19 protein-coding genes are annotated in these 24,246 nt (G+C 38.1%); 14 read left to right on the top strand and 5 right to left on the bottom strand.

All coding sequences use genetic code 11. The features are described from left to right. Positions 1-70 precede the first annotated feature (70 nt). The gene (locus RM549_RS17520) at positions 71-577 is read right to left on the bottom strand and encodes a DUF4136 domain-containing protein (RefSeq protein ID WP_311687193.1); all 507 of its coding nucleotides are present in this window, start codon (positions 575-577) and stop codon (positions 71-73) included. A gap of 365 nt (positions 578-942) precedes the next feature. On the opposite strand from RM549_RS17520, the gene RM549_RS17525 reads away from it, so the two are divergent. From RM549_RS17525 to RM549_RS17550, 6 genes are all read left to right on the top strand, one after another. Continuing rightward, complete coding sequence (locus RM549_RS17525; RefSeq protein WP_311687194.1) at positions 943-2,718, top strand: AMP-dependent synthetase/ligase; 1,776 nt, start codon at positions 943-945, stop codon at positions 2,716-2,718. 162 nt (positions 2,719-2,880) lie between these two features. After that, positions 2,881-3,345 (top strand): MarR family winged helix-turn-helix transcriptional regulator, encoded by a 465-nt coding sequence (locus RM549_RS17530; protein ID WP_311687195.1) that lies wholly within the window; start codon positions 2,881-2,883, stop codon positions 3,343-3,345. An 88-nt stretch (positions 3,346-3,433) separates the two neighbouring features. After that, entirely contained in the window at positions 3,434-5,839 is a 2,406-nt protein-coding gene (locus tag RM549_RS17535; protein WP_311687196.1) for a 3-hydroxyacyl-CoA dehydrogenase/enoyl-CoA hydratase family protein, read from the top strand. A gap of 150 nt (positions 5,840-5,989) precedes the next feature. Beyond that, positions 5,990-7,180, top strand: a complete 1,191-nt coding sequence (locus RM549_RS17540; protein ID WP_311687197.1) for an acetyl-CoA C-acyltransferase — start codon at positions 5,990-5,992, stop codon at positions 7,178-7,180. 49 nt (positions 7,181-7,229) lie between these two features. Continuing rightward, entirely contained in the window at positions 7,230-7,586 is a 357-nt protein-coding gene (locus RM549_RS17545) for a four helix bundle protein (RefSeq protein WP_311687199.1), read from the top strand. A gap of 41 nt (positions 7,587-7,627) precedes the next feature. After that, positions 7,628-9,439 (top strand): acyl-CoA dehydrogenase FadE, encoded by a 1,812-nt coding sequence (locus RM549_RS17550; protein ID WP_311687201.1) that lies wholly within the window; start codon positions 7,628-7,630, stop codon positions 9,437-9,439. A gap of 66 nt (positions 9,440-9,505) precedes the next feature. Here the strand turns inward: RM549_RS17550 and RM549_RS17555 are convergent, their stop codons facing one another. After that, positions 9,506-10,414 (bottom strand): SMP-30/gluconolactonase/LRE family protein, encoded by a 909-nt coding sequence (locus RM549_RS17555; RefSeq protein WP_311687202.1) that lies wholly within the window; start codon positions 10,412-10,414, stop codon positions 9,506-9,508. Between the two features lie 235 nt (positions 10,415-10,649). Between RM549_RS17555 and RM549_RS17560 the strand changes: the two genes are divergently transcribed. After that, positions 10,650-11,708 (top strand): mechanosensitive ion channel family protein, encoded by a 1,059-nt coding sequence (locus RM549_RS17560; RefSeq protein WP_311687203.1) that lies wholly within the window; start codon positions 10,650-10,652, stop codon positions 11,706-11,708. On the opposite strand, the gene RM549_RS17565 is transcribed toward RM549_RS17560, so the two are convergent. Further along, entirely contained in the window at positions 11,694-13,493 is a 1,800-nt protein-coding gene (locus RM549_RS17565; RefSeq protein ID WP_311687205.1) for a glycoside hydrolase family 15 protein, read from the bottom strand. The genes RM549_RS17560 and RM549_RS17565 overlap by 15 nt on opposite strands. A gap of 95 nt (positions 13,494-13,588) precedes the next feature. On the opposite strand from RM549_RS17565, the gene RM549_RS17570 reads away from it, so the two are divergent. The 5 genes from RM549_RS17570 (at position 13,589) to RM549_RS17590 (ending at position 19,271) form a co-directional block, all read left to right on the top strand. Next, the gene (locus tag RM549_RS17570; protein WP_311687207.1) at positions 13,589-15,796 is read left to right on the top strand and encodes a bifunctional alpha,alpha-trehalose-phosphate synthase (UDP-forming)/trehalose-phosphatase; all 2,208 of its coding nucleotides are present in this window, start codon (positions 13,589-13,591) and stop codon (positions 15,794-15,796) included. A 144-nt stretch (positions 15,797-15,940) separates the two neighbouring features. Continuing rightward, entirely contained in the window at positions 15,941-16,228 is a 288-nt protein-coding gene (locus RM549_RS17575) for a YtxH domain-containing protein (protein ID WP_311687209.1), read from the top strand. Between the two features lie 124 nt (positions 16,229-16,352). Next, the gene (locus RM549_RS17580) at positions 16,353-17,708 is read left to right on the top strand and encodes a M28 family metallopeptidase (RefSeq protein ID WP_311687211.1); all 1,356 of its coding nucleotides are present in this window, start codon (positions 16,353-16,355) and stop codon (positions 17,706-17,708) included. 285 nt (positions 17,709-17,993) lie between these two features. Then, on the top strand, positions 17,994-18,239 hold the full coding sequence (locus RM549_RS17585) for a hypothetical protein (protein ID WP_311687213.1): 246 nt from the start codon (positions 17,994-17,996) through the stop codon (positions 18,237-18,239). A 36-nt stretch (positions 18,240-18,275) separates the two neighbouring features. Next, positions 18,276-19,271 (top strand): YlmC/YmxH family sporulation protein, encoded by a 996-nt coding sequence (locus tag RM549_RS17590; RefSeq protein ID WP_311687215.1) that lies wholly within the window; start codon positions 18,276-18,278, stop codon positions 19,269-19,271. 130 nt (positions 19,272-19,401) lie between these two features. Here the strand turns inward: RM549_RS17590 and RM549_RS17595 are convergent, their stop codons facing one another. Next, positions 19,402-21,522, bottom strand: coding sequence for a Tex family protein (locus RM549_RS17595; protein ID WP_311687217.1), 2,121 nt, complete (start codon positions 21,520-21,522; stop codon positions 19,402-19,404). Positions 21,523-21,591: 69 nt separating this feature from the next. Beyond that, complete coding sequence (locus tag RM549_RS17600; RefSeq protein ID WP_311687219.1) at positions 21,592-22,557, bottom strand: App1 family protein phosphatidate phosphatase; 966 nt, start codon at positions 22,555-22,557, stop codon at positions 21,592-21,594. A 57-nt stretch (positions 22,558-22,614) separates the two neighbouring features. Between RM549_RS17600 and RM549_RS17605 the strand changes: the two genes are divergently transcribed. Together RM549_RS17605 and RM549_RS17610 are read left to right on the top strand one after the other, a co-directional pair. Beyond that, on the top strand, positions 22,615-23,502 hold the full coding sequence (locus RM549_RS17605) for a diacylglycerol/lipid kinase family protein (RefSeq protein ID WP_311687221.1): 888 nt from the start codon (positions 22,615-22,617) through the stop codon (positions 23,500-23,502). A gap of 106 nt (positions 23,503-23,608) precedes the next feature. Next, a complete protein-coding gene (locus RM549_RS17610; protein WP_311687223.1) occupies positions 23,609-24,226 on the top strand; it encodes a hypothetical protein in 618 nt (205 codons plus the stop codon). The last annotated feature ends 20 nt before the right edge of the window (positions 24,227-24,246 follow it).

The following is a 24,246-nucleotide window of genomic DNA, read 5'->3' on the forward strand; positions in this document are numbered from 1 at the left end:
TACGTAACATATAAAAACCCGGATCCTCAAGAGATCCGGGTTTTAATTTATTGTTCAATCTTTCCTTTTACTAATTATTCAAGGGATATTCGTCAAATATTTGATTCACCAAATCCCTCATAGCTCCGGTGGTGGTTTCATCATAAAGATTTTCTGAAGATATTCCTTTCCAAACAGTTTCTTTAGTTTCCCTGTCCACCAGGTCTACAACCACTGTTCCCTCTTCGTAGGTATAAGTATCAGTATTATAACCAATAACTCCGCTATAGTTGTTATACCCCCTGTAATAATAATTATTATAAAATGGACTAACTGTAGTCGCTGCACCTGTATAAGGATATCTCGCATACATTGGATCTGCTGTTGTTTCTGTTTCGGTATTTGTCCTAGTACTCACCAAAACCAGTAAATCGGGATTATCACGATCCAATGTATAACCTGCCTGCTTCATGTTCTCGTTAATAGTTTCAATAACTAAAGTATTAACATCCTCATCATTATAATTCTTTCCCGGTGCTTCTACATTGGAGTTCGGCAGGTAAGCAAATGTTTCGTATTTACTAAGGTCTGTGTCCATAGGCTTAACAGTTTGTACCCTGGGTCCACAACTTAGCGCTATTAGTATTATTGAACAAAGAAAAATTGTTTTTATAGCTCTCATATTCTGTTTGTTTTGAATTAGTTTTTAAATTACAGAGTTAAGAGATAAAAAAGAAACCACATCAAAAGTTTAAAACCAGTTTAACTAAAGAAGTGACTTTTTAATATAAAATTGGCAGCTATAGAAGGGACTCAGGGGATAATTATTAAGATTTACAAATTATTAGTTATTCTCTTCTATGTTAAATACTTAATAAAATATTATATCTTTTTTTATAAATTCCATTTGATATAGGAAGTAAAATTGCTATTTTGCAGAGAATACCACAATTAGAAAAAAGAATGACTGAAATAAAAAGACTTTTCGATTTTCCATATTTCCAACTGGAGAATCATCCCCTGGAAAAAGCTTTAACTACAAAGTACGATGGTTCCTGGGAATCCATTTCTACACAGCAATATATAGACAAAGCCAATACTATGAGTAGAGGGCTTTTAAGACTTGGAGTAAAACCAAATGATAAAATCGCTGTTATTTCCACTTCCAACAGAACAGAATGGAATATTCTTGATATCGGGGTTTTGCAGATAGGAGCTCAGAATGTGCCTGTATATCCCACTATTTCTGAAGAAGATTACGAATATGTCCTTAATCACAGTGAAGCTACTTACTGTTTTGTTTCTGATGTAGAGGTTCTGGAAAAGCTTAATGCAATAAAATCGAAAACCAAACTTAAAGAGGTTTACAGCTTTGATGAAATTGCCTCCAGCAAAAACTGGAAAGAGGTCATGGAACTTGGTGAAGATAAAGGAAATCAGGATGAAGTTGAAAAATTAAAAAATTCTGTAAAATCCACCGATCTTGCCACATTAATTTATACTTCGGGTACTACCGGAAGGCCCAAGGGAGTAATGCTTTCACACCAGAATATTGTAAGCGATGTTCTAAACAGTGCACCGCGGGTTCCGTTTGAATTCGGTAGTTATGTAGGACTAAGTTTTCTTCCGGTCTGTCACATATTTGAAAGGATGATCCTTTATCTCTATCAATACTACAGTGTATCCATTTATTTTGCTGAATCCATTGATAAAATAAGTGACAACTTAAAAGAAGTAAAACCGCACGTTATTACTGCAGTTCCAAGATTGCTGGAAAAAGTTTACGACAAAATTATTGCTAAAGGAAATGCACTTAGCGGTGTAAAAAGAAAACTGTTTTTCTGGGCAGTAGAATTAGGGTTACAATATGAACCTTACGGCGCAAATGGCTGGTGGTACGAGAAAAAGTTAGGGCTCGCCAGAAAATTAATTTTTTCTAAATGGAAAGAAGGTCTGGGAGGAAATATAGATTTAATTGTTTCGGGTAGTGCTGCTTTACAGCCCAGGCTTGCTAGGGTATTTGCAGCAGCTGAAATTCCGGTTATGGAAGGTTACGGTTTAACCGAAACCTCTCCCGTAATTGCCGTTAATGATGAACGGAACAAAGGCTTTAAAATTGGGACTGTAGGAAAAGTTATTGATAACGTTGAAGTGAGGATTGCTGAAGATGGGGAAATTCTGACCAAAGGACCGAACCTAATGATTGGTTATTATAAAGATGAAGAGAAAACTAAAGAAGTTATAAATGACGATGGATATTTCCATACCGGCGATATAGGTGAAATTGATGAGGAAGGTTTTTTAAAGATAACCGACAGGAAGAAAGAGATGTTCAAAACTTCTGGCGGAAAATATGTTGCTCCTCAAATCATTGAAAATACTATGAAACAATCTCGTTTTATAGAACAAATAATGGTGATTGGGGAAGGTGAAAAGATGCCGGCAGCTTTTATTCAGCCCAATTTTGAATTTGTGAGAGATTGGGCTGAACGTAAAAAAGTAGATGTAGGTGATTCCAACGAAACCCTTGTAAAAAATTCTGAAGTAATAGCGAGAATTCAGGAAGAGGTTGATTTTTACAACACCAAATTTGGGCATTGGGAAAAAGTGAAAAAATTTGAACTAATACCTGAAGTATGGGGTATAGATAACGATCAGCTTACTCCTACCATGAAACTGAAGAGAAGAAATATAAAAGAACGCTATTCAGATCTCTATGAGAAAATATATCGCAATTAAGTACTGATAATCAAAATTTTAAATGTATTTTAAACTCTCCTATTCGGGAGAGTTTTTTATTTCAGCCGTTAACAAAAAACTTATAGATTTCCTTAATTTTGACGAAGTTTTATTATGCATGCATAATAATTTTTATTAACTTTGGAATTCACTGAAAATAAAATGAAGGAAAAAACCATAGATTATGTATTGCGTGCTACGTGGATAGCAGTTTCTAAAATGTATAATGAAGAAGCTGGAAAAGCAGGAAGCACTATGGCTACAGGTTTTGCCCTCTTAAGCATCGATCCAGATAAAGGCACGCCTTCTACCTCCCTTGGGCCAAAAATGGGAATGGAAGCTACAAGTTTATCCCGTATTCTTAAAACAATGGAGGAAAAAGGTTTGATCATTAGAAAGAAAAATCCGGATGATGGTAGAAGTGTATTGCTGCATCTCACCGACTTTGGAAAAGAAATGCGTGACTTTTCAAAGAAGGTGGTTTTAAGATTTGATGAAGCCGTTAAGGAAAATGTAACCCAGGAAGAGCTTGCCACCTTTAATAAGGTAGCCAATACAATTACTGACCTTATTTCTGAAAGAAAAATTTATCAGGAAGAAATCAGCGTAAGTAAATCTGAAAACTAACAAAAATCAAAATGTGCAGGATTGAGGTGTTGCTTGAAGTAGTCATAATTTAAACCATTCTTGAAATATCTGCCAAAAAATAAAATTTATGAAACGAAGAATTAATAAAGTTGCTGTTATAGGTTCCGGAATTATGGGAAGCGGGATTGCCTGCCACTTTGCCAATATTGGCGTGGAGGTTTTGCTGCTGGACATTGTGCCCCGGGAACTTAATGACAAAGAAAAGAAGAAAGGACTGAGTCTTGAAGACAAAGCTGTTAGAAATCGCATCGTAAATGATTCGCTACAAGCCTCTTTAAAATCCAAACCCTCTCCAATCTACCACCAGGATTTCGCCCGGCGGATTAAAACAGGAAACCTGGAGGATGATATTGCCAAAGTTTCTGAAGTTGACTGGATAATTGAAGTTGTTGTAGAACGCTTGGATATTAAACAACAGGTTTTTGAAAACCTTGAGAAGCATAGAAAAGAAGGAACTTTAATTACTTCGAATACTTCAGGAATTCCAATCCAGCAAATGAGTGAAGGAAGAAGTGAAGATTTCCAAAAGCATTTTTGCGGAACGCATTTCTTTAATCCACCACGTTACTTAAGGTTATTCGAAATTATTCCGGGTCCAAAAACTTCAGAAGAAGTTCTTCAGTTCCTAAATGAATACGGAGAAAAATTCCTCGGAAAAACTTCTGTAGTAGCCAAAGACACTCCCGCATTTATCGGAAACCGGGTTGGTATTTTCAGCATTATGAGCCTTTTCCATACCGTAAAGGATATGGATATGACCATTGAAGAAGTAGATAAACTTACGGGGCCGGTTATAGGCCGCCAGAAGTCAGCTACTTTCAGAACCGTGGATGTTGTTGGGCTGGACACGCTTGTTCATGTTGCAAACGGACTCTATAAAGGAGTTCCAAACGATGAAGCGCACGATCTTTTTGCGCTTCCGGATTTTATCCAGACCATGATGGACAACAAATGGCTGGGAAGTAAAACCGGACAAGGTTTTTACAAAAAAATTAAAAAAGACGACGGTTCCAGCGAAATCAAATCCCTTGATTTAAACACGCTGGAATACCGTGATCAAAAAAAGGCAAATTTCGACACACTGGAGCAGACCAAGACTATTGATAAAGTCGAAGATCGTTTTGAAGTGCTTATAAACGGAAAAGACAAAGCAGGAGAATTCTACAGAAAGAACTTTTCAGCTTTGTTTGCTTACGCTTCAAATAGAATTCCGGAGATAACCGATGAGTTTTATAAAATAGACGATGCCATGCGTGCCGGTTTTGGCTGGGAGCATGGACCATTCCAGATATGGAATGCTATTGGAGTAGAAAAAGGTATTGAAATGATGAAAGCGGAAGGGTATGAACCTGCCGCATGGGTAAATGAAATGCTGGAAAGCGGGAGTAAAAGTTTTTACACCGTTAAAAACGGCAATACCTATTACTATGACATTCCGAAGAAAGAACAGGTAAAAGTTCCCGGCCAGGATGCGTTTATTATCCTCGATAACATCAGGGAATCCAAAGAGGTTTTTAAAAACAGTGGAGTTGTAGTTGAAGATCTTGGCGACGGGATCCTGAATGTGGAATTCCAAAGTAAAATGAACTCCATTGGTGGTGATGTTTTGGACGGAATTAATAAAGCCTTGGATATTGCTGAAAGAGATTACCAGGGACTGGTAGTTGCCAATAATGGGAAAAATTTCTCTGTGGGTGCAAACATCGGGATGATCTTTATGATGGCTGTAGAGCAGGAATATGAAGAACTGAATATGGCTATTAAATATTTCCAGGACACCATGATGCGTATGCGCTACTCCTCTATTCCTACAGTTGCCGCGCCACACGCAATGACGCTGGGCGGTGGATGTGAACTTTCGCTGCATGCAGATAAAGTGGTTGCCGCAGCCGAAACGTATATCGGATTGGTTGAATTTGGTGTTGGTGTTATTCCCGGCGGTGGTGGATCCAAAGAAATGACGGTTAGAGCTTCAGACACCTATCAAAAAGATGATGTCGAGCTTAACAGACTTAGAGAGCACTTCCTCACGATTGGAATGGCAAAAGTATCCACTTCAGCATACGAAGCTTTTGATACCAACATTCTTCAGAAAGGAAAAGATATTGTAGTTGTGAATCCGGACAGGCAGCTTGCAATTGCCAAGAAACACGCTTTACTAATGGCAGAAAACGGATATACTCAGCCTGTTCACAGGACAGATATCAAGGTACTTGGTAAACAGGCACTTGGAGCATTCCTGGTAGGTACAGACCAGATGTTTGCAGGAAAATATATAAGCGAACACGATAAGAAAATTGCCAACAAATTAGCCTACGTGATGGCCGGTGGTGATCTTTCTGAAGCCTCTTATGTAAGCGAACAATACCTGCTGGATCTTGAACGGGAAGCATTCCTCTCTCTTACCGGAGAAAGAAAAACACTGGAAAGACTTCAGCATATGTTGCAGAAGGGGAAACCGCTTAGAAATTAGAAGCCCCTCCCAACCTCCCCTAAGGGGAGGAGCTAAGACGTTCTTGAAAAAATTGTTTAACATAATCCTGTCGCTCTTTAATTAGGAACAGGATAAAAAAATCCTATTACCCCTAATAGGTGTTCCCCCTTCGGGGGATAGGGGGCTAATATGAAAACAGCATACATAGTAAAAGCATATAGAACCGCAGTGGGAAAGGCTCCCCGCGGAGTGTTTCGGTTTAAAAGACCAGATGAACTGGCAGCTGAAACCATAGCGCATTTAATGAAAGAGCTTCCGCAACTCGATAAAAAACGTATTGACGACGTGATGGTTGGAAATGCGATGCCAGAAGCTGAACAGGGACTTAACATGGGACGTTTAATCTCCTTAATGGGATTAGATATTGAAGATGTTCCCGGCGTGACTGTTAACCGTTACTGCGCTTCGGGGATTGAAACTATCGCAATGGCTTCGGCTAAGATCCAGGCAGGAATGGCAGACTGTATTATTGCAGGTGGCTCAGAAAGTATGAGCTACATCCCAATGGGTGGTTATAAGCCGGTTCCTAATTACGAGGTGGCGAAAGAAGGTCATGAAGATTACTATTGGGGAATGGGACTTACTGCAGAAGAGGTTGCAAAAAGGTACAATATCAGCCGTGAAGATCAGGATGAGTTTGCCTACAATTCGCATCAAAAGGCCCTAAAAGCTTTAAAGGAAGATAAATTTAAAGATCAGATTGTTCCTATTGAAGTTGAGGAAAACTTTATTAATGCTGAAGGAAAAAAAGAAACCCGAAAGTATACCGTGAACAAAGATGAAGGACCGCGTGCAGATACTTCTGTAGAAGCACTTTCCCGTTTAAGACCGGTATTTAGAGAAGGTGGTAGTGTAACCGCTGGGAATGCTTCCCAAATGAGCGATGGTGCTGCTTTTGTTATGGTGATGAATGAAGAAATGGTAAAAGAACTAAACCTTGAACCTATTGCGCGACTGGTAAACTACGGTGTTGCCGGGGTAGATCCACGAGTAATGGGAATTAGCCCTGTAATTGCCATTCCTAAAGCTTTAAAACGCGCCGGACTCAAACTGCAGGATATGGAACTTATAGAGTTAAACGAAGCTTTTGCTTCTCAATCCCTTGCGGTAATCCGTGAAACAGGATTAAACCCCGATCTCGTAAATGTTAACGGCGGCGCAATTGCCATGGGGCATCCTCTGGGTTGCTCGGGAGCAAAACTCTCAGTTCAGATTTTTGATGAAATGCGCAAAAGAAACCTTAAAAACAAGCATTGCCTCGTTACCATGTGTGTTGGAACCGGACAGGGAGCTGCGGGAGTGTTTGAATTTTTAAATTAGATTTAAAAGGGAGACAAGAAGCAGGAAACAGGAGTCAAGTATTTAGAAAATGAAAAGGCACAATTTTAAAAATCTTAAAATTTGGCAGGAAAGTATCGCTCTGGTTCAGGAGACATACAATCTCGTAAAATCATTTCCTGATTCTGAAAAATTCAATCTTGTTTCGCAGCTTACAAGATGTGCTGTTTCTATTCCGTCTAATATTGCTGAGGGCACGAGTAAATCTACAGACAAACATTTTAGAACCTATCTGGAAGCTAGCCTTGGCTCTTCCTTTGAATGGGAAACACAAATAATTATCGCATATAAAGAACAGTATATAACCAAAGAAAAATTTGAAGTATTAGAGGAAAAGGTTCAACAAATTCAGCGAATGATATCTAAATTCATTGATAGCTTGTCCTGATTCCTGGCTCTTTTTTCTTGATTCAATTAATAACAAACAACATGAGCAATACAACATTAAATTCAAAAGAATTACTCCGCGGTGGTCAGTTCCTGGTAAAGGAAACCAGCTGCGAAGATGTTTTCACTCCAGAAGATTTTAACGACGAACAAATTATGATGCGCGATTCTGTAAAGGAATTTGTGGAGCGTGAAATCTGGCCGAACAAAGAAGAGTTTGAAAAGAAGAACTATAAATTAACCGAAGAAATAATGCGCAAAGCCGGGGAACTTGGTTTCCTTGGAGTAGCTGTTCCCGAAGAATACGACGGACTCGGGATGGGCTTTGTTTCTACCATGTTGGTTTGCGATTATATTTCGGGCGCAACCGGGTCTATCGCCACTGCTTTTGGTGCGCATACGGGAATTGGTACTATGCCAATAACGCTTTACGGAACTGAAGAGCAGAAGAAAAAATATGTTCCGAAATTAGCGACCGGAGAATGGTTTGGTGCTTATTGCCTTACTGAACCGGGAGCGGGAAGTGATGCAAATTCTGGAAAGACAAAAGCAGTACTTTCTGAAGATGGAAAGCACTACAGCATTAGCGGACAAAAGATGTGGATTTCAAACGCAGGTTTTGCCAATGTGTTTATAGTTTTTGCCAGAATTGAAGATGATAAAAATATCACCGGATTTATTGTAGAAAATGATCCTGCAAATGGAATTACTTTTGGCGAAGAAGAGAAAAAACTGGGGATTCACTCCTCCTCTACCCGTCAGGTATTTTTTAACGACACTAAGGTTCCGGTTGAGAATATGCTTTCAGAACGTGGAAACGGCTTTAAAATAGCCATGAATGCTCTAAACATAGGTCGCATCAAACTTGCTGCAGCTTCTTTGGATGCACAGCGCCGGCTTACCGATCTTTCGGTAAAATATGCAAACGACAGGGTTCAGTTTAATACTCCAATTGCAAAGTTTGGTGCTATAAAATCCAAGCTTGCCGAAATGGCAACTTCAGCATATGCAGGAGAAGCGGCGTCTTACAGAGCAGCTAAAAATATTGAAGATCGAATTAACACCAGGTTGGAAAGCGGAAGTTCACATGCTGAAGCAGAGCTTAAAGGGGTTGAAGAATATGCTATTGAATGTTCGATCTTAAAAGTAGCCTGTTCTGAAGATGTTCAGAATTGTAGTGATGAAGGAATTCAGATTTTTGGCGGAATGGGATTCTCTGCAGATACCCCAATGGAATCTGCCTGGAGGGACGCCCGTATCGCCAGGATATATGAAGGAACCAACGAAATTAACCGAATGCTAACGGTGGGGATGTTAGTTAAGAAGGCCATGAAAGGACATGTTGATCTTTTGGGACCGGCTACTGCTGTGGCAGATGAGCTTACCGGAATCCCTTCTATGGACAAACCAGATTATTCTGAATTGTTTGCAGAAGAAAAAGAAATGATCGGTAAATTGAAAAAAGTCTTTCTAATGACTGCCGGAAGTGCCGTGCAAAAATTCGGACCTCAGCTGGAAGAACACCAACAGCTTTTAATGGCTTCCGCAGATATCTTAATTGAAATCTACCTGGCGGAATCTGCTATTCTAAGAGCTGAAAAGAATGCCAAACGTTTTGGCGAGGATGCTCAGAAAGAACAAATCGCTATGGCTAAACTTTATTTATATCATGCTGTGGACACAGTGAACCAAAAGGCTAAAGAAGGAATTGTTTCTTTTGCTGAAGGTGACGAGCAGCGCATGATGCTAATGGGACTTAAACGTTTCACGAAATACCAGAATCAGCCGAATGTAATCGCCTTACGAAATACAATCGCTGAAAAACTGACTTCAGAAAATAAATATTGCTTTTAATCAATCTGTTTATTGCAAAAAAGCCGCCTTTTCAGGCGGCTTTTTTTACTTGATTTAGATGGAAAATTATTTCCATCTCACCCCTTCCACGTTCATATCAAGACTATACAAGGCGTCCATTGCAGTGATAAATAAAGTCTGCTCATTTTTTCCTCCAAAAGTTACATTTGCAGTCCAGTTTGCATCTACAGGAATATGCTTAATTTGCTCCCCTTTTTGATTAAAAACAGTTACGCCATCTCCGGTTAAATACAAATTTCCTTTATTATCTAAGGTCATTCCATCTGAACCCATTTCAACAAACAGGGTTTTATTGCTTAAACTTCCATCTTCAGAAATAGAATAGGAATAGGTTTTTTTGTCTCCAATATCGGCAACGTATAGCGTTTTTCCATCTGGAGTTCCTATTATTCCGTTTGGCTGAACAAGATCGTCTGCTACAGGAATAAGCGATTTTGCACCAGGAGCCAGATAATATACATTTTGACTCTCCAGATCGGGAGAAGAGCGGTCCCAATAAGGTCTCTGGTAGTATGGATCTGTAAAATATATTCCGCCTTTTTCGTCAATCCAGAGATCATTAGGACCATTAAGATCTTTTCCTTCGAAATCCTCTACAAGAACTTTAATATCTTTATCTGAAGTTATACGAACTAGCTGAAATTCTTCATCTGCACAGGCTATAAGAGTGTTTTCATTGTCAAAATAAAGTCCGTTGGCCCTTCCTGCTCCTTCCATAAAAACAGAAACAGAATTGGTTTCTACATCATATTTTAATATTTGGTCATTCGGCTGATCTGTAAAGAACACGTCTCCGTTTTTATCTGCCGACGGCCCTTCAGTAAAATCATATCCATCTACCACCAATTGCAGCTCTGCTCCTTCAGCAATAATACTGCTATCCTGAGCAAACAAAGGCGAAACCATTAGAGAAAAACTGTTAATCAATAACAACAAGTTCATTTTTGCTTTCATATCTTATCTTATTTAAAGTCGATAATTGTCATTTTTGAAGCATCATCCTATCAGATCTTCTTCATCATTTAATAGTTTTAAAAAAACGTAGCAAAAATTTAAATGACGTATGAAAGATAATATTCCTTGCTAAAAGAGAAGCTATTTAAAGTTAAAAACAGCTTAATTAGAAGCGTTTTTGGGTCAAAAGATTCAATTTTTCTATAGTTTTAGGAAAATCTAACCAAAAAACCCCATGATGGAAGAACTAAATCAGGATTTGATCCAATATACTGTTGCAGGGATTATTCTCCTAATTGTACTTTTTGTAGCCTCTTTTTATATTCTGAAAAGAATTGGCAAAGATCCCAGAAATATTCTTCCGGTTAATTTTGCCAATAAAATAAGGGTTCCGTTATTAATTTTCCTGGTAAGTCTCCTCTCTAAAATTGCAATTGTCGGTAGGATATTCACCTTCGAGTACACTTATTCTATTGTCGGTCGATTAAGCACAATCGGAATAATATTAAGTGTTTCCTGGTTTCTCATCATCTTTCTAAAAGTTTTTAAAGTTCAAATGCTTCGGAAATATGATGTGGATACTGAAGATAACCTGAAGGCAAGGAAGGTTTATACCCAGTTTATGATTCTGGAGAACATCATCATCTTCATCATCGTGCTGCTCGCAGTAAGTATTGCTTTGATGACTTTTGAGAGTATTCGTTCGGTAGGAGTAAGTCTATTAACTTCTGCAGGGATTGCAGGGATTATTATAGGATTTGCAGCTCAAAAAGCCATTGGCACCCTCCTGGCCGGAATTCAAATTGCTCTAACCCAGCCCATAAGGTTGGAGGATGTGGTTATTGTTGAAGGAGAATGGGGGAAAATCGAAGAAATCACCCTCACCTACGTTGTGGTAAGAATCTGGGACAAAAGAAGGCTGGTAGTTCCTTCTACCTATTTTATTGAAAATACTTTCCAGAACTGGACGCGCCAATCTGCGGACATATTAGGTACAGTTTTTATCTATACCGACTATCAAATCCCTTTTGAAAAATTAAGGGAAGAACAAACACGCCTTCTTGAAGCCACTCCGTTTTGGGACAAACAGGTAAATGTTATACAGGTTACAGATGCAAATGAAAGAACTATAGAAATCAGATTATTGGTTAGCGCCAAAGATTCGTCGACGGCATGGGATCTCAGGGTATATCTCAGGGAGAACATGTTAAAGTTCATCCAGGAAAATTACCCTGAAAGCCTGCCTAAAACAAGAATCAGTATCCCTACACAGGAACCTTTAGAAAACTCCTAAGAAGTTCTCTTCAGAAACCAGTCCTTTACTAAAGTTCGCTGCTGTTTCTATAAGTGCCAAATGAGAATACGCCTGTGGAAAATTCCCCAACAAACGCTTGGTCTCAAAATCTATATCTTCACTAAAAAGCCCCAGGTGATTACTGTAAGAAAGAAGCTGATCAAACATAGCTCTGGCCTTCTCCCTTTCCCCAATTTTGTATAAACTATCTATAAGCCAGAATGTACAAATGGTAAAAGATGATGTAGGTTCCCCAAAATCATCTTTATTTTTATAGCGATACATGAGTCCGTCACGGCAAAGTTCTTTTTCAGTGGCTCTAACCGTACTTACAAAACGTGGATCTTCAGCCTCTATAAATCCGTAAGATTCCATTAATAAAGTGGAGGCGTCAAGATCTTTTGAGCCGTAGGATTGGGTATAGGCCTGAACTTCTTCATTCCAGCCATTATTATAGATATCGTTATAAATATCTGCACGCAGTGTTTTCCATTTAGTATCATTAATTCCCATCCGCAGCACTTCTCCAATCTTAATTGCACGATCTATTGCGACCCAGCAAAGAAGTTTTGAAAAAACGAAATGACGGTCTTCAGTACGAAGTTCCCAAATACCTTTGTCCGGTTTCTGCCAGTTTTCCTCAACGATCATTACAATTCCGCGAACGATAGTCCACAATTCCTCGCTATTCTCCAGGGAAGTTTCAAACTGAAGGAACTGCTGGTAAATCACCTCCATTAAAATTCCGTAGATATCATTTTGCTTCTGAATATAAGCCGCGTTACCTGTTCTTACCGGAGAAGAACCTTTATACCCTTTTAGATGATCCAAAATATGCTCGGTTAGTTCCTTTTCTCCATTTATACCGTACATGATCTGAATTTTTTCATCCTTGTGCGGTATAATGTCTATGATAAACTGAAGAAATTCCTTCGCGGACTGTACATGGCCTAGTCCCGCCATTACCTTAATAACCATAGATGCATCACGAATCCAGCAGAACCTGTAATCCCAGTTACGTTCCTCTCCTATCGTCTCTGGTAAAGAAGTAGTAGCTGCAGCGAGAACAGCTCCAGATTTTTTGTAACTTAAAGCTTTAAGAACCAAAGCGCTTCTCATAATTTCATTATGATAATGAGAATACCTGGTCGTCTTTTCACTCCAGTTCATCCAATAGGTCTTTGTCCTTTGAAATTTAAGGTAAGACCTGTCCAGCGTTTGAGGGATCAACTTTTCATGATATGCCAGTAAACAGAAAGAATTTTCGGTTAAAGTAATTTCCCTGTGTTCTAGGATATCATCCAGGTCAAAACTGGAATACAAAAAGAGGGAGTCATATTTTCCCTCTCTTGTATAGCTCTTGATATAAGATCCTTTATTTTCATTAAAGGTTTTTTCCCTGGCAAACTCCAGTCGCGGGTTATAGAGAATTTTAAATTTTGGGGTTCCCTTAAGTATCCTGAAGAATCTTATAATATCTGGCGGGGCGTAGTAAGTACCGTCATTTCGTGAATATCTCGGCATAAAATCAATAAGCTGAAAAGCATCCTGCCCATTGTCAAACACTGTACTTAATATATTTGTTTCCCAAAGATATTCCTGAGTTATATTATAATCGTCACCTGCATTTATTTCGAAACTTCCTCCAATCTCATCGTCTAACAATTTCGCAAAAATTCCTGCCGAATTGAAGTTGGGGAGACAACACCAATCCATAGAACCAGTTTTTGAAACCAGAGCAGCACTTTTACAGTTTCCAATTATTCCGTAATCTAAATTTTCCATATAATCTTAAAGTTCTTTTAAAAGAATGGTATTCTAATTTGATTTTCGGAAATTTAAGAAAATTCAACTTTGCTGCAACAGAACGAACCAAAAATATGAGTAAAACTATAATTATATCGAATAGATTACCATTACAAATTAGTATTGAAGACAATAATCTTGAAGTAACACCTAGTGTGGGTGGTCTTGCCACAGGCCTTAAATCTTTCCATAAGGAAGGGGACAGTATCTGGATTGGATGGAGTGGATTGCCTGAAGAAGAAATACCAGAGCATCTCCTGGAGGATGTAAAATCTAAAGCCAGGGACGAAGATTGTATAGCTGTTAACCTTACTGAGGAGGAGATTGAAGGTTTTTATTATGGTTTTAGTAATCGAACTATCTGGCCACTCTTCCATTATTTCATGGAATATACAGAATCTGATGACACCTACTGGGAAACTTATAAGCAGGTAAATCAAAGATATGCAGATGAAGTTCTAAAACATTATGAAGAAGGCGACCACATTTGGGTACATGACTATCAGTTACTTCTCGTTCCAAAAATGATAAGGGAACAGGCTCCAGATGCGATAATTGGCTTTTTTAACCATATCCCATTTCCCTCTTACGAAGTCTTTAGAACCCTGCCCTGGAGAGAAGAAGTTCTTGAAGGAGTATTGGGCGCTGATTTAATTGGTTTTCATACCTATGATTATGAAAGACATTTCCTTAGTTCAGTTAGTCGTATTTTAAGGCACCAGGTAGATTTTAATGAAATCACCCTTCCCGACAGAATTGTGAAGGTAGATTCTTTCCCAATGGGGATCGATTACGAAAAATTTTCAAAGGCTGCACTTGATCATTACGAAAAAACTTCTGAAAATCAATCTGAGCTGCAGCAAAGACTGGATCATCATCTTAAAGCCACACCAGATGCCAAGCTAATTTTAAGCCTGGACCGTTTAGACTACACTAAAGGAATTGCCAACCGGTTAAGAGCTTTTGAATATTTCCTCGATAAATATCCCGAGTTTGTAGAAAAAGTGAGACTGGTGATGTTAGCGGTTCCCTCCCGCTCCAATGTGCCACAATATCAATTATTAAAAAGAGAAATTGATGAACTGGTAGGTCGTATAAACGGAAAATTTTCTACCGTGAGCTGGACACCCATCTGGTATTTCTACAGGTCTATGCCTTTTGAAAACCTTATTGACCTTTATACTTCCTGCGATATCGCCTTACTTACCCCAATCAGGGATGGAATGAATCTCGTAGCCAAAGAATATATAGCTACCAGGACCGATCATACAGGAGTTTTAATTTTGAGTGAAATGGCAGGTGCAGCACATGAAATGAATGAAGCACTTATCATTAACCCCAATAATTTTGACCAAATAGCCTCTACAATGAAACAGGCTTTTGAAATGCCAGTAGAAGAACAGATCTCTCGAAATAAAATGATTCAGAAGAGGTTAAAACGTTATAATGTAGAGAAATGGGCACAGGATTTTATGAAGGCCCTTCGCAATACTGAAGATAACCGTCAGGCTTTTGAAGCTATAAGAATAAATTCAAAAGTTTATGATGACCTTCTAGAAACCTACAAAAAAGCAGAGAGTAGAATCCTCTTCCTGGATTATGACGGCACCCTGGTAAATTTTACGGATAAACCCGAAAATGCAAAACCAGACGAAGAATTAATTTCAATTATAAAGGAATTAGCCAATCAGGAGAAAACGGAAGTAATCCTAATTAGCGGAAGAGATAAAGACACCCTTGGGATATGGTGGAAAGATACTCCTATAGATCTTATTTCTGAACATGGAACCTGGGTAAGGGAGAAAAATAAAGACTGGGAACTTTCAGAAAACGTAAAGAACGACTGGATGGAGGCCGTACGTCCTGTGATCGACAATTTTGTAGACAGGACTCCCGGTACATTTATTGAAGAGAAAAATTATTCCCTCGCCTGGCATTATCGCAAAGCCGATCCGGAATTAGGAGAGATTAGAGCCAATGAATTATCGAATGTTTTAAAAGAACTTATTTCCAACCATGGATTGAGTGTTTTAAACGGAAACAAGGTATTGGAGATAAAAAGCAGTGGTGTAAATAAAGGAAAAGCCTCTAATAAAAAACTGGGTAACCAGCAATTTATTTTTGCCATAGGAGACGACTGGACAGACGAATATATGTTTAAAGAATTACCTGAAAAAGCGTATACGGTAAAAGTTGGTATTAAGCAAACCAGTGCACGCTATTATGTAGAAGACACAAAAAAAGTGAGGTCTATTCTCAAGGCTTTTACTGAAAATGATTAAAATATGACTGTGTTAAAAATATTGACATTTCGAAAAAAAGTTTATACCAATGTTAACTAGTAGTTTATGGTCTTAAGGCTAATTAATGGTAATTTTACGTACTAATTAGAAATAAGAAACTTAACTTATAAATCACAGACTATTATGAAATCAGGAAAATTGTTGCTAGGACTAATTTCAGGGGCCGCTGCAGGTGCGGTTGCCGGTATATTATTTGCTCCAAAAAAAGGTACAGATACGCGTAAAGCGATTACTCAAACTGGAGACGACTACATTTCCGATGCTAAAGGAAAAATAAATAATTTTACAGACTCCCTGAACCATAAAGTGGAAGCATTAAAGTCTAAGACCAAAGCTAATTTTAGCAAGTCAAAAACAGATGCAAAAGTAAATGAAGCTAAAGCTGAAATTCATAAAATGAAAGCCAGTTAGACGTTTTAATACTAAGAATTTAAGGAAGCTCCGGAAACGGAGCTTTTTTTTATGTCTTCTTCTGAAATTTTCCTGCCTTGCATTCTTTTTAAAGAGGTAGTATCTTTACAAAAAACCACATACTATGAATAAGGAATTAACCCTGACTTTTTCAATCTTTATCTTAAGCCTTGTATTATCTTCCGCGGGATTTTCTCAGCAAACAGACGCGCGTGTATATGAAATCATACAGGAAATCTCTTCAGAAAGAATAGAAAACGATATCCGAAAATTGGCAAATTTCGGTACCCGAAATACCTTTAGCGACACTGTTTCCAGTACAAGGGGAATTGGTGCTGCAAGACGATGGATTAAATCTGAATTCGACAATATCTCCGGCGATTGTCAGAACTGCCTGGATGTATTTTATCAGAAAGATTTTGTAACTCCCGAAGATGGAGAGCGCATCCCGCACGAAGCTTGGATTGTTAATGTAATTGCCGTTCAAAAAGGAACAAAATATCCTAACCGTTATATTATTATGAGCGGCGATATAGATTCCCGAAATTCAGATACTATGGATTATGAAGGTGATGCTCCGGGTGCCAACGACAATGCCAGCGGAATGGCCGGTACTATTGAAGCTGCAAGAGTGTTATCCAGCTATGAATTTGAAAGTAGTATCGTATATGTGGGGCTTTCAGGAGAAGAACAGGGACTTTTTGGAGGAAAAGGCCTGGCAGAATATGCGAAAAAGAATGATTGGGAGATCATCGGAGTACTAAATAACGATATGATAGGAAATATTGAAGGCGTAGACGGTGTTATAGACAACCGCGCTTTCCGAATATTTTCTGAACCCGTCCCTCCTACCGAAACAGAAAATGAAAGAACTATGCGTAGATTTTACGGAGGGGAAGTTGACGGAATTTCCCGCCAGCTCGCAAGATACATCCACGAAACCACCGAAACTTATATGCCCGAAATGAATCCTATGATGATCTACAGATTAGATCGTTTTGGACGTGGTGGCCATCACAGACCCTTTAACGATCTAGGTTTTGCCGGAGTAAGAATAATGGAAGCCCATGAAAATTATAATCGTCAGCATCAGGATTTAAGAACTGAGGATGGAATAGCGTATGGAGATGTAATTGAAGGTGTGAACTTTAATTATGCTAAAAAACTAACTGCAGTAAATGCCATCAACCTGGCCAGCCTTGCCTGGGCTCCACCCGCACCAGAAAATGTAGAAATTGGCGGAATAGTAGAAGCCTCTACAAGATTAAGATGGGAAAAAGCAGAAGGAGACATTGCAGGATATAAAATTTACTGGAGGGACACCACCTCCCCAACCTGGGATCATTCCCGATTTGTGGGCGATGTAAATGAATTTACTCTTGAAGGTATTGTAATAGATAATTATTTCTTTGGAGTAGCTGCCGTTGGCAAAGACGGGCATGAGAGCCTGGTGGTTTTCCCTTCAGGAGTTTTCAGATAATATATATATATAGCACTATTTAATTTGTCCCGGAAGTTTTTCAACAAAGCTTCCGGGATTTTTTTTGGCTACTGGAAAAAAGCATTTTCTCAAAATCCTATAGCAGTAATTCCCTGTTACTCTATTCTAAGCTCTATAAACTAACCTATTTAATTAGATTTAAAGTACTCTACTCTACAATTTCAGATAAACTCTTATGCCTTAATTAACAATACTTTATAGAAAGCTTAAATCTTCTCACACACTTAAGTTCTTACCTTAGAGACAATAAAAATCAGTGAAACTATGGCAGAAATAAACGCAAAAAAGAAAAATCCTAAATGGTTATGGATTATTCTTGCTGCGCTTATCCTTGGAATAGTATTACTCGTTTTTTTATTTCAGGACGGCAATGTAGATGAAAGAAATGACGAACGGGAAGAAATAGAAGAAGTAAGTATGACACCAGATGTTTTGCTTCAGCCGTCCAATTTATTGCTTATCCAAGCCCTTCATGCACCTTTCAGAATTAAAATTGAAGCGCTGGTTTAAAAGAAAATTATAGAAAAACAAACTAATCATAAAGCTATGAGTACAAAAAATAAAAATCAGCATCTTTTTCACTTTAGTGAATTATCAGATTATAAGATTAACAGTAAAGATCCCGATATCAGGGGTTGGGCAGTAAAAGATTCAGATAATCGTGTTATTGGGAAGGTGGATAACCTCCTTGTAAATAAAGATATTGAAAAAGTTGTATACCTGGATGTGGAAGTAGACTCCACTATTATTGAAGCAAACCATGATCCTTATGGCAAACCCGCTAATGAAGATGTGCATGAATTTGTAAACAAAGAGGGAGAAAATCATGTTATTATTCCTGTGGGTATGGTAGGAATTAACCGTGACCAGAAGTTTGTTTATACAGATACTATAGATCATCGCACGTTTGCAGAAACAAAACGTTATCGCTCTGGAAGTCACATAGACAGAGGGTATGAAGAAACTGTTCTTCAATCCTACAATCGCAGTTCTTCTACAGAAAAAGCCAGGATTAGGAAAAACCGGGACAGGGATCTGGAGTATGAAGATAATTCTGCCAAAATAATTCCGGATGAAGAAATACGCCGAAAGGAGATCGAAACACAGGAGCATCCAAGACACCGGGAAACTTCAAATAATGAAAAGACCCGAATTGTAAATGCAGAAAAGCATGCAGATACTTCTTACGATAAAGACTTCCGCAGTGAGAGAGAAAAGCGACAAACACGAGACCACGATGTGATGGGAGAACCTAATCGCAGCAAAAGTACTGGGAGTGACCGTTATGTTAAAAAAGATCGTTTTGATGAAGATAACGTTTCTGGAAATAACCCTAAAGCACCTAAAAAAGATTCTGCTTACGACCAGCAATACCAAAGTGAAGAGCAACAAAGAAGACCGGAAAATGAAGATTTTCTTGATGAATCAGACAGGGATTCTTCCGGAAATATGGAAGACAAAGAGGGAAGATTGCTAGGTGATCCTTTCTATAAAAGAACAGAATTCCACAACAAAGATTACGACGGAAGAAGGGAGTTTTAAAAAGAGGACCTGATTTATACTAAAGAAACTAAAGGGCAAATATCGGATTACCTGAAGCCGATATTTGCCCTTTTTTATGCCCGGCTTTAAAATTGGCAAATTTCATTACTGACTTCTACGGAAGATAATATTAGTCAATTAGCGAGAGTTGAATTCGTTTACGTTCTTCATCCAGCGAAATAATCGTCACCATCACCTCCTGATTAAGCTTTACTACAGAATTTACGTCACTTACATAAGCATTTGCCAGTTTGGAGATGTGAATTAGTCCGCTTTCTTTGATCCCGATGTCTACAAAGCATCCAAAATTGGTAATATTGTTGACCAGGCCTGGTAATTTCATTCCTTCTCTTAAATCCTGAAAAGTTTTTACTGAAGGATCAAATTCAAATTGGGAAATTTCACTCCTGGGATCCAATCCCGGCTTTTCCAGTTCTTTTACAATGTCTTTTAATGTGGGCAAACCGGCTTCAGCAGAAACGTAGGCCGATAATTGCAGTTTTTGGAGTACCTCTTTATTTCCTGCCAGTTCAGAAATTTTAAGATTATTAGTCTGTGCCATTTTTTTCACAATATCGTAACTCTCCGGGTGCACGCCTGTAGCATCGAGCACATTATCGCCAGTTTTAATCCGAAGAAATCCGGCAGACTGCTCAAAAACCTTAGGTCCCAACCTCGGAATTTTCAGCAATTCTTTCCGGTTTCCAATACCGGAGTTCTTATTACGATAATCAATAATATTTGAAGCAATTGTAGGCCCAACTCCTGAAACGTAAGATAATAACTCTTTGCTCGCAGTATTTATATTCACGCCAATCCTGTTCACACACAGCATTACCACAGTATCCAGTTTTTCTTTCAGCTTTCCCTGGTCTACCTCGTGCTGATATTGCCCCACTCCTATTGCTTTGGGATCGATTTTCACAAGTTCAGCAAGAGGATCAGACAACCGGCGGCCAATGGAAACTGCTCCCCGTACAGTAATATCATCATCGGGAAATTCCTCCCTTGCCACTTTTGAAGCTGAATAAACCGATGCCCCTGCCTCGTTCACCACAAAAACCGGAACATCTTTTTCAAATGAAATGCTTTTTACCAGTTGTTCTGTTTCACGGGAAGCAGTTCCGTTTCCAATAGAAATAGCTCCAATTTTATATTTTTCAGTAAGGGATTTGATGGTTTGTACTGCTTCAGCACTTTTGTTTTGTGGAGGATGAGGATAAATATTGGTGTTATGTAAAAGTTTACCATTTTCGTCCAGGCAAACCAGTTTACAACCAGATTTAAAGCCGGGATCTAATGCAAGGATTCTTTTACTTCCCAAAGGCGGCGCCATAAGTAGCTGTTCCAGGTTGGAAGCAAAAACAGTGATAGCTTCCTCATCTGCTTTCAGTTTGGCTTCATTTAAAAATTCTGTAGAAAAAGAAGGTTTCAGCAGTCTTTTATAAGCATCTTCTATAGCTTCAGATATTACTGAAGAATATCCATTCCTTTTCAGGATAATTTCAGAGATTATTTGGTGTGCCTTCTGCTTATCAACATCTACTTTTATCCTCACGAGTCCTTCTTCCTGAGCCCGGTGTATGGCAAGAAAACGATGTGACGGAATCTTTTTAACGCTTTCACTCCAGTCGAAATACTGCGAGAACTTTTGTGCTTCGGTAGTTTTCTCTTTGGATTTTACAACTTTTGAAGTAATTTCTGCAGTCCTTGCATACAACTGCCTTAATTTATGGCGAACTACCTGATTCTCATTAATCCATTCTGCGATGATATTTTTTGCTCCCTCCAAAGCTTCATAAGTGTTCTTCACCTCCCCTTTTACAAAACGGGCTGCAGCTTCTTCAGCTTTCCCGGAATTTTGTGCCATTAAGATTTTCGCCAAAGGTTCCAGTCCCAGCTCGCGTGCAGCATCGGCTTTAGTCTTGCGCTTCTTTTTATAAGGAAGATATAGATCTTCTAATTGAACAAGATCTGAAGCATTTTCAATTTGTTTCTTCAAGGAATCAGATAGAGCATTTTGCTCTTCAATAGCCTTTAGAATGGTAGCTTTCCTTTTCTCAAGCTCATGATATGTCTTTAGAAGCTTATCTATATTGTCGATTTCAACCTCATCGAGGTTTCCTGTAACTTCCTTCCTGTACCTGGCGATAAATGGGATTGTAGCTCCCTCACTTAACAACCCGATAGTTTTTTCCAACTCCTTGTGGGGCAGGTTTAACCGGGCTGCAACAAAATTTAATGGTGTCAAATAAAAAATATGATTAGAAATTATTGAAAATTTTCTTAGAGGAAAGATGATAAATTAATCAAATAGAAACTATATAATTTCAATTTTTTTAGAGTGAGCAATTGCTTTATCACTATCTCTGAAATAACAGGTTTCCACTCCCATGTCCTGCATATTTTCCAGGACCACTTTCACGTCCTCCTTTTGTGCTTTAGACGTTTGCCGTATATAGACCGCACCAATACTTTTGGGGTACATTTTTATTACTTTTTCATAAAGGAAAGGGTCATGTTGGGAATCATCCCCCAACAAAACATATTGAAGCTTTGGATAAAATGAAATAATATCACTAATCTTATCAAACTTGTGGTCATGGCTCCCTCTCCCACTGGAAAAGAAATCACGGATTCCTGTTTTTATTTTCTTCAGCTTGATCACGGCTTTTGGAAGTTCGTGGATCCTGGCAAATTCTTCAATAAATTCGTATAAATTCCATTCGCTGCTCGATACATAAAAGAAAGAATTGGATGCCTCCTTACTATCCTGCCCGGCAATGCTAAGCTCCTGATAATGCCGTACCACATCTTCAAAAATCTTACGCCTGTTGATATTCCTGGAAAGCATTACATATAACTTTTTAAAAACACTGTTACTGTGGGAAATTAAAAAGGTATCATCTATATCTGATATTATTCCGAATTTGCTTTGGTAAGGCTTGAGCAGCTCACCTTTTTCAATTATTCCAAATTCATTTAATTCACATATCACGGTGTATTCGTGCCAGCCACTTTCCAGTTCTTCAGTAAAAGGTATGACAAACTTAAAGAAACCGTCATCCTGGGTTTTTGTGGTAACATCTACATTCATGAATTTCAACCTGATTTCGGCATTTTCTAATGGTTTAATCCTAAACATATGCAATATTGAAAAAGCATGTTTAATGCCTTTACGATCAAGTTCATATTTATCTGGTGCCCAGGATTTAAACAAATGTCCAAAAACAACAAGTTCCTGGTCGTTTACATATCCCCGGTATAATTTTAAATCAAGTTTCAATTTCTTTTATTTTTTCTCTAACAAGGGTTTAAACCCAAAATACTTAATTTTAGCCATATGAATAAATTTATGAAGGGAATTAAAGAAATTTTATTAGTTGTAAATCCAATTTCGGGTGATATTGATAAAAAAGCTATGGTTGAAGATTTTAAAGCCATAGCTGCAAAAAGTAATACTGAAGTTTTTCTTTACCATACCAAAGGTGAAAAAGATATTGAAAATGTTAGAAGGATTACCAGTGAAAGGGAACCTTTTAGAATTATTGCTGCTGGTGGTGACGGGACGATTAAAATGGTAGCTGAAGCTGTTAAGGAGTTGAATATTCCGCTAGGAATCATCCCCAGCGGATCTGCCAATGCGCTTGCTTTGAATTTAAATCTTCCTAAAAATCTTGAAGAGCAGATAGGTGTTGCTCTGGGAAAACATTTTTTAGATGTAGATCTTATTTCTATAAATGATGAATTGGGGCTACACATGAGTGATATTGGAATAAATGCCGAATTAATTAAAAACTATGAATCTTCTTCTTTCAGGGGAAAGTTTGGATATCTTCTCCAAACCATTCCCACTCTTATCCAAAGTAAGTATCCCTTTAAATTCAAGGTAGAAACAGACAAGAATATTATTGAAGAAGAAGGAGTTCTGCTGGCAATTGCGAATGCAAGCAAATATGGTACAGGAGCAAAAGTTAATCCCCAGGGAAAACTGGACGACGGTGTTTTCGAAATCTTAATTTTTAAGAATCTCGATCTGCTGGAAATTATGAAAACCCTGAGAAATGAAATGTCTTTAAGTCCGGATTTTATTAAAATTCTTAAAGTTAAAAAAGCTAAAATTACCTGCACAGAGCCTGTTGCATTTCAGGTTGATGGAGAATACCTGGGTGAGGTAAGGGAGTTAAATGTTAAGCTTTTACCAGAAAAAGCAAAAATTGCAATCCCTTAAAATAGTATAACCTTTATTAACAAAGGTTTATTTTAACCTTAATACAATCTGGATATTCCTTTTCTAACTTTGTTCTACAATTAAACTAAAGCAAAAATTTAAAATTATGGCAGAAATTAAAGTTGAAAAGAAAAAGCCAATTTGGCCGTGGATAATCGCTGCGCTAGTTATACTGGCTATTTTGTATTTCCTGTTTATGGATGGGAATGACGATGAAGTTACAGATGATTATAATGAAGAGCAGGTAGTAGACACTACCTATAATGAAACAAATACTCTTGAAGATAATCGTGATATGCCTGCCGATACCACTGGTGGTGTAGCTGGTTACTTATCCCATATAGGAGACAAATCCAGAATGGGTATTGATCATGAGTATACAAATAATGCTCTTATTTATCTTATGAATGCTGTTCAGGCTAAAGCTAATGATCTTAATGTAAATATAGATGCTGATATGCAGCAAATAAGACAAGAGGCTGAAGCAATTACTAGAGATCCCATGGCTACCAACCATGCCGATAAAATTAAAAGCGCAGGAAATAGCCTGACCAATGTGATTGAGAATCTTCAACAGGATGAATATCCAGATCTTTCTCAGGATGTTCAGGAAGTAAGAACAGCTGTAGAGGATATAGATCCTTCTGTACTTACCTTAGAACAAAAAGATGAAGTTAATACATTCTTTGACGAAGCTGGAGATGTTCTGAATAAAATGAGCTAAGAATAAAAAAATTAAAAATT

This window comes from Autumnicola patrickiae, from assembly GCF_031846525.1.
GTDB lineage: Bacteria > Bacteroidota > Bacteroidia > Flavobacteriales > Flavobacteriaceae > Autumnicola > Autumnicola patrickiae.

Coding starts and splice junctions, on each gene's coding strand:
- RM549_RS17520 (WP_311687193.1), bottom strand. CDS start 577: ATGGACACAGACCTTAGTAAATACGAAACATTTGCTTACCTGCCGAAC.
- RM549_RS17525 (WP_311687194.1), top strand. CDS start 943: ATGACTGAAATAAAAAGACTTTTCGATTTTCCATATTTCCAACTGGAG.
- RM549_RS17530 (WP_311687195.1), top strand. CDS start 2,881: ATGAAGGAAAAAACCATAGATTATGTATTGCGTGCTACGTGGATAGCA.
- RM549_RS17535 (WP_311687196.1), top strand. CDS start 3,434: ATGAAACGAAGAATTAATAAAGTTGCTGTTATAGGTTCCGGAATTATG.
- RM549_RS17540 (WP_311687197.1), top strand. CDS start 5,990: ATGAAAACAGCATACATAGTAAAAGCATATAGAACCGCAGTGGGAAAG.
- RM549_RS17545 (WP_311687199.1), top strand. CDS start 7,230: ATGAAAAGGCACAATTTTAAAAATCTTAAAATTTGGCAGGAAAGTATC.
- RM549_RS17550 (WP_311687201.1), top strand. CDS start 7,628: ATGAGCAATACAACATTAAATTCAAAAGAATTACTCCGCGGTGGTCAG.
- RM549_RS17555 (WP_311687202.1), bottom strand. CDS start 10,414: ATGAAAGCAAAAATGAACTTGTTGTTATTGATTAACAGTTTTTCTCTA.
- RM549_RS17560 (WP_311687203.1), top strand. CDS start 10,650: ATGATGGAAGAACTAAATCAGGATTTGATCCAATATACTGTTGCAGGG.
- RM549_RS17565 (WP_311687205.1), bottom strand. CDS start 13,493: ATGGAAAATTTAGATTACGGAATAATTGGAAACTGTAAAAGTGCTGCT.
- RM549_RS17570 (WP_311687207.1), top strand. CDS start 13,589: ATGAGTAAAACTATAATTATATCGAATAGATTACCATTACAAATTAGT.
- RM549_RS17575 (WP_311687209.1), top strand. CDS start 15,941: ATGAAATCAGGAAAATTGTTGCTAGGACTAATTTCAGGGGCCGCTGCA.
- RM549_RS17580 (WP_311687211.1), top strand. CDS start 16,353: ATGAATAAGGAATTAACCCTGACTTTTTCAATCTTTATCTTAAGCCTT.
- RM549_RS17585 (WP_311687213.1), top strand. CDS start 17,994: ATGGCAGAAATAAACGCAAAAAAGAAAAATCCTAAATGGTTATGGATT.
- RM549_RS17590 (WP_311687215.1), top strand. CDS start 18,276: ATGAGTACAAAAAATAAAAATCAGCATCTTTTTCACTTTAGTGAATTA.
- RM549_RS17605 (WP_311687221.1), top strand. CDS start 22,615: ATGAATAAATTTATGAAGGGAATTAAAGAAATTTTATTAGTTGTAAAT.
- RM549_RS17610 (WP_311687223.1), top strand. CDS start 23,609: ATGGCAGAAATTAAAGTTGAAAAGAAAAAGCCAATTTGGCCGTGGATA.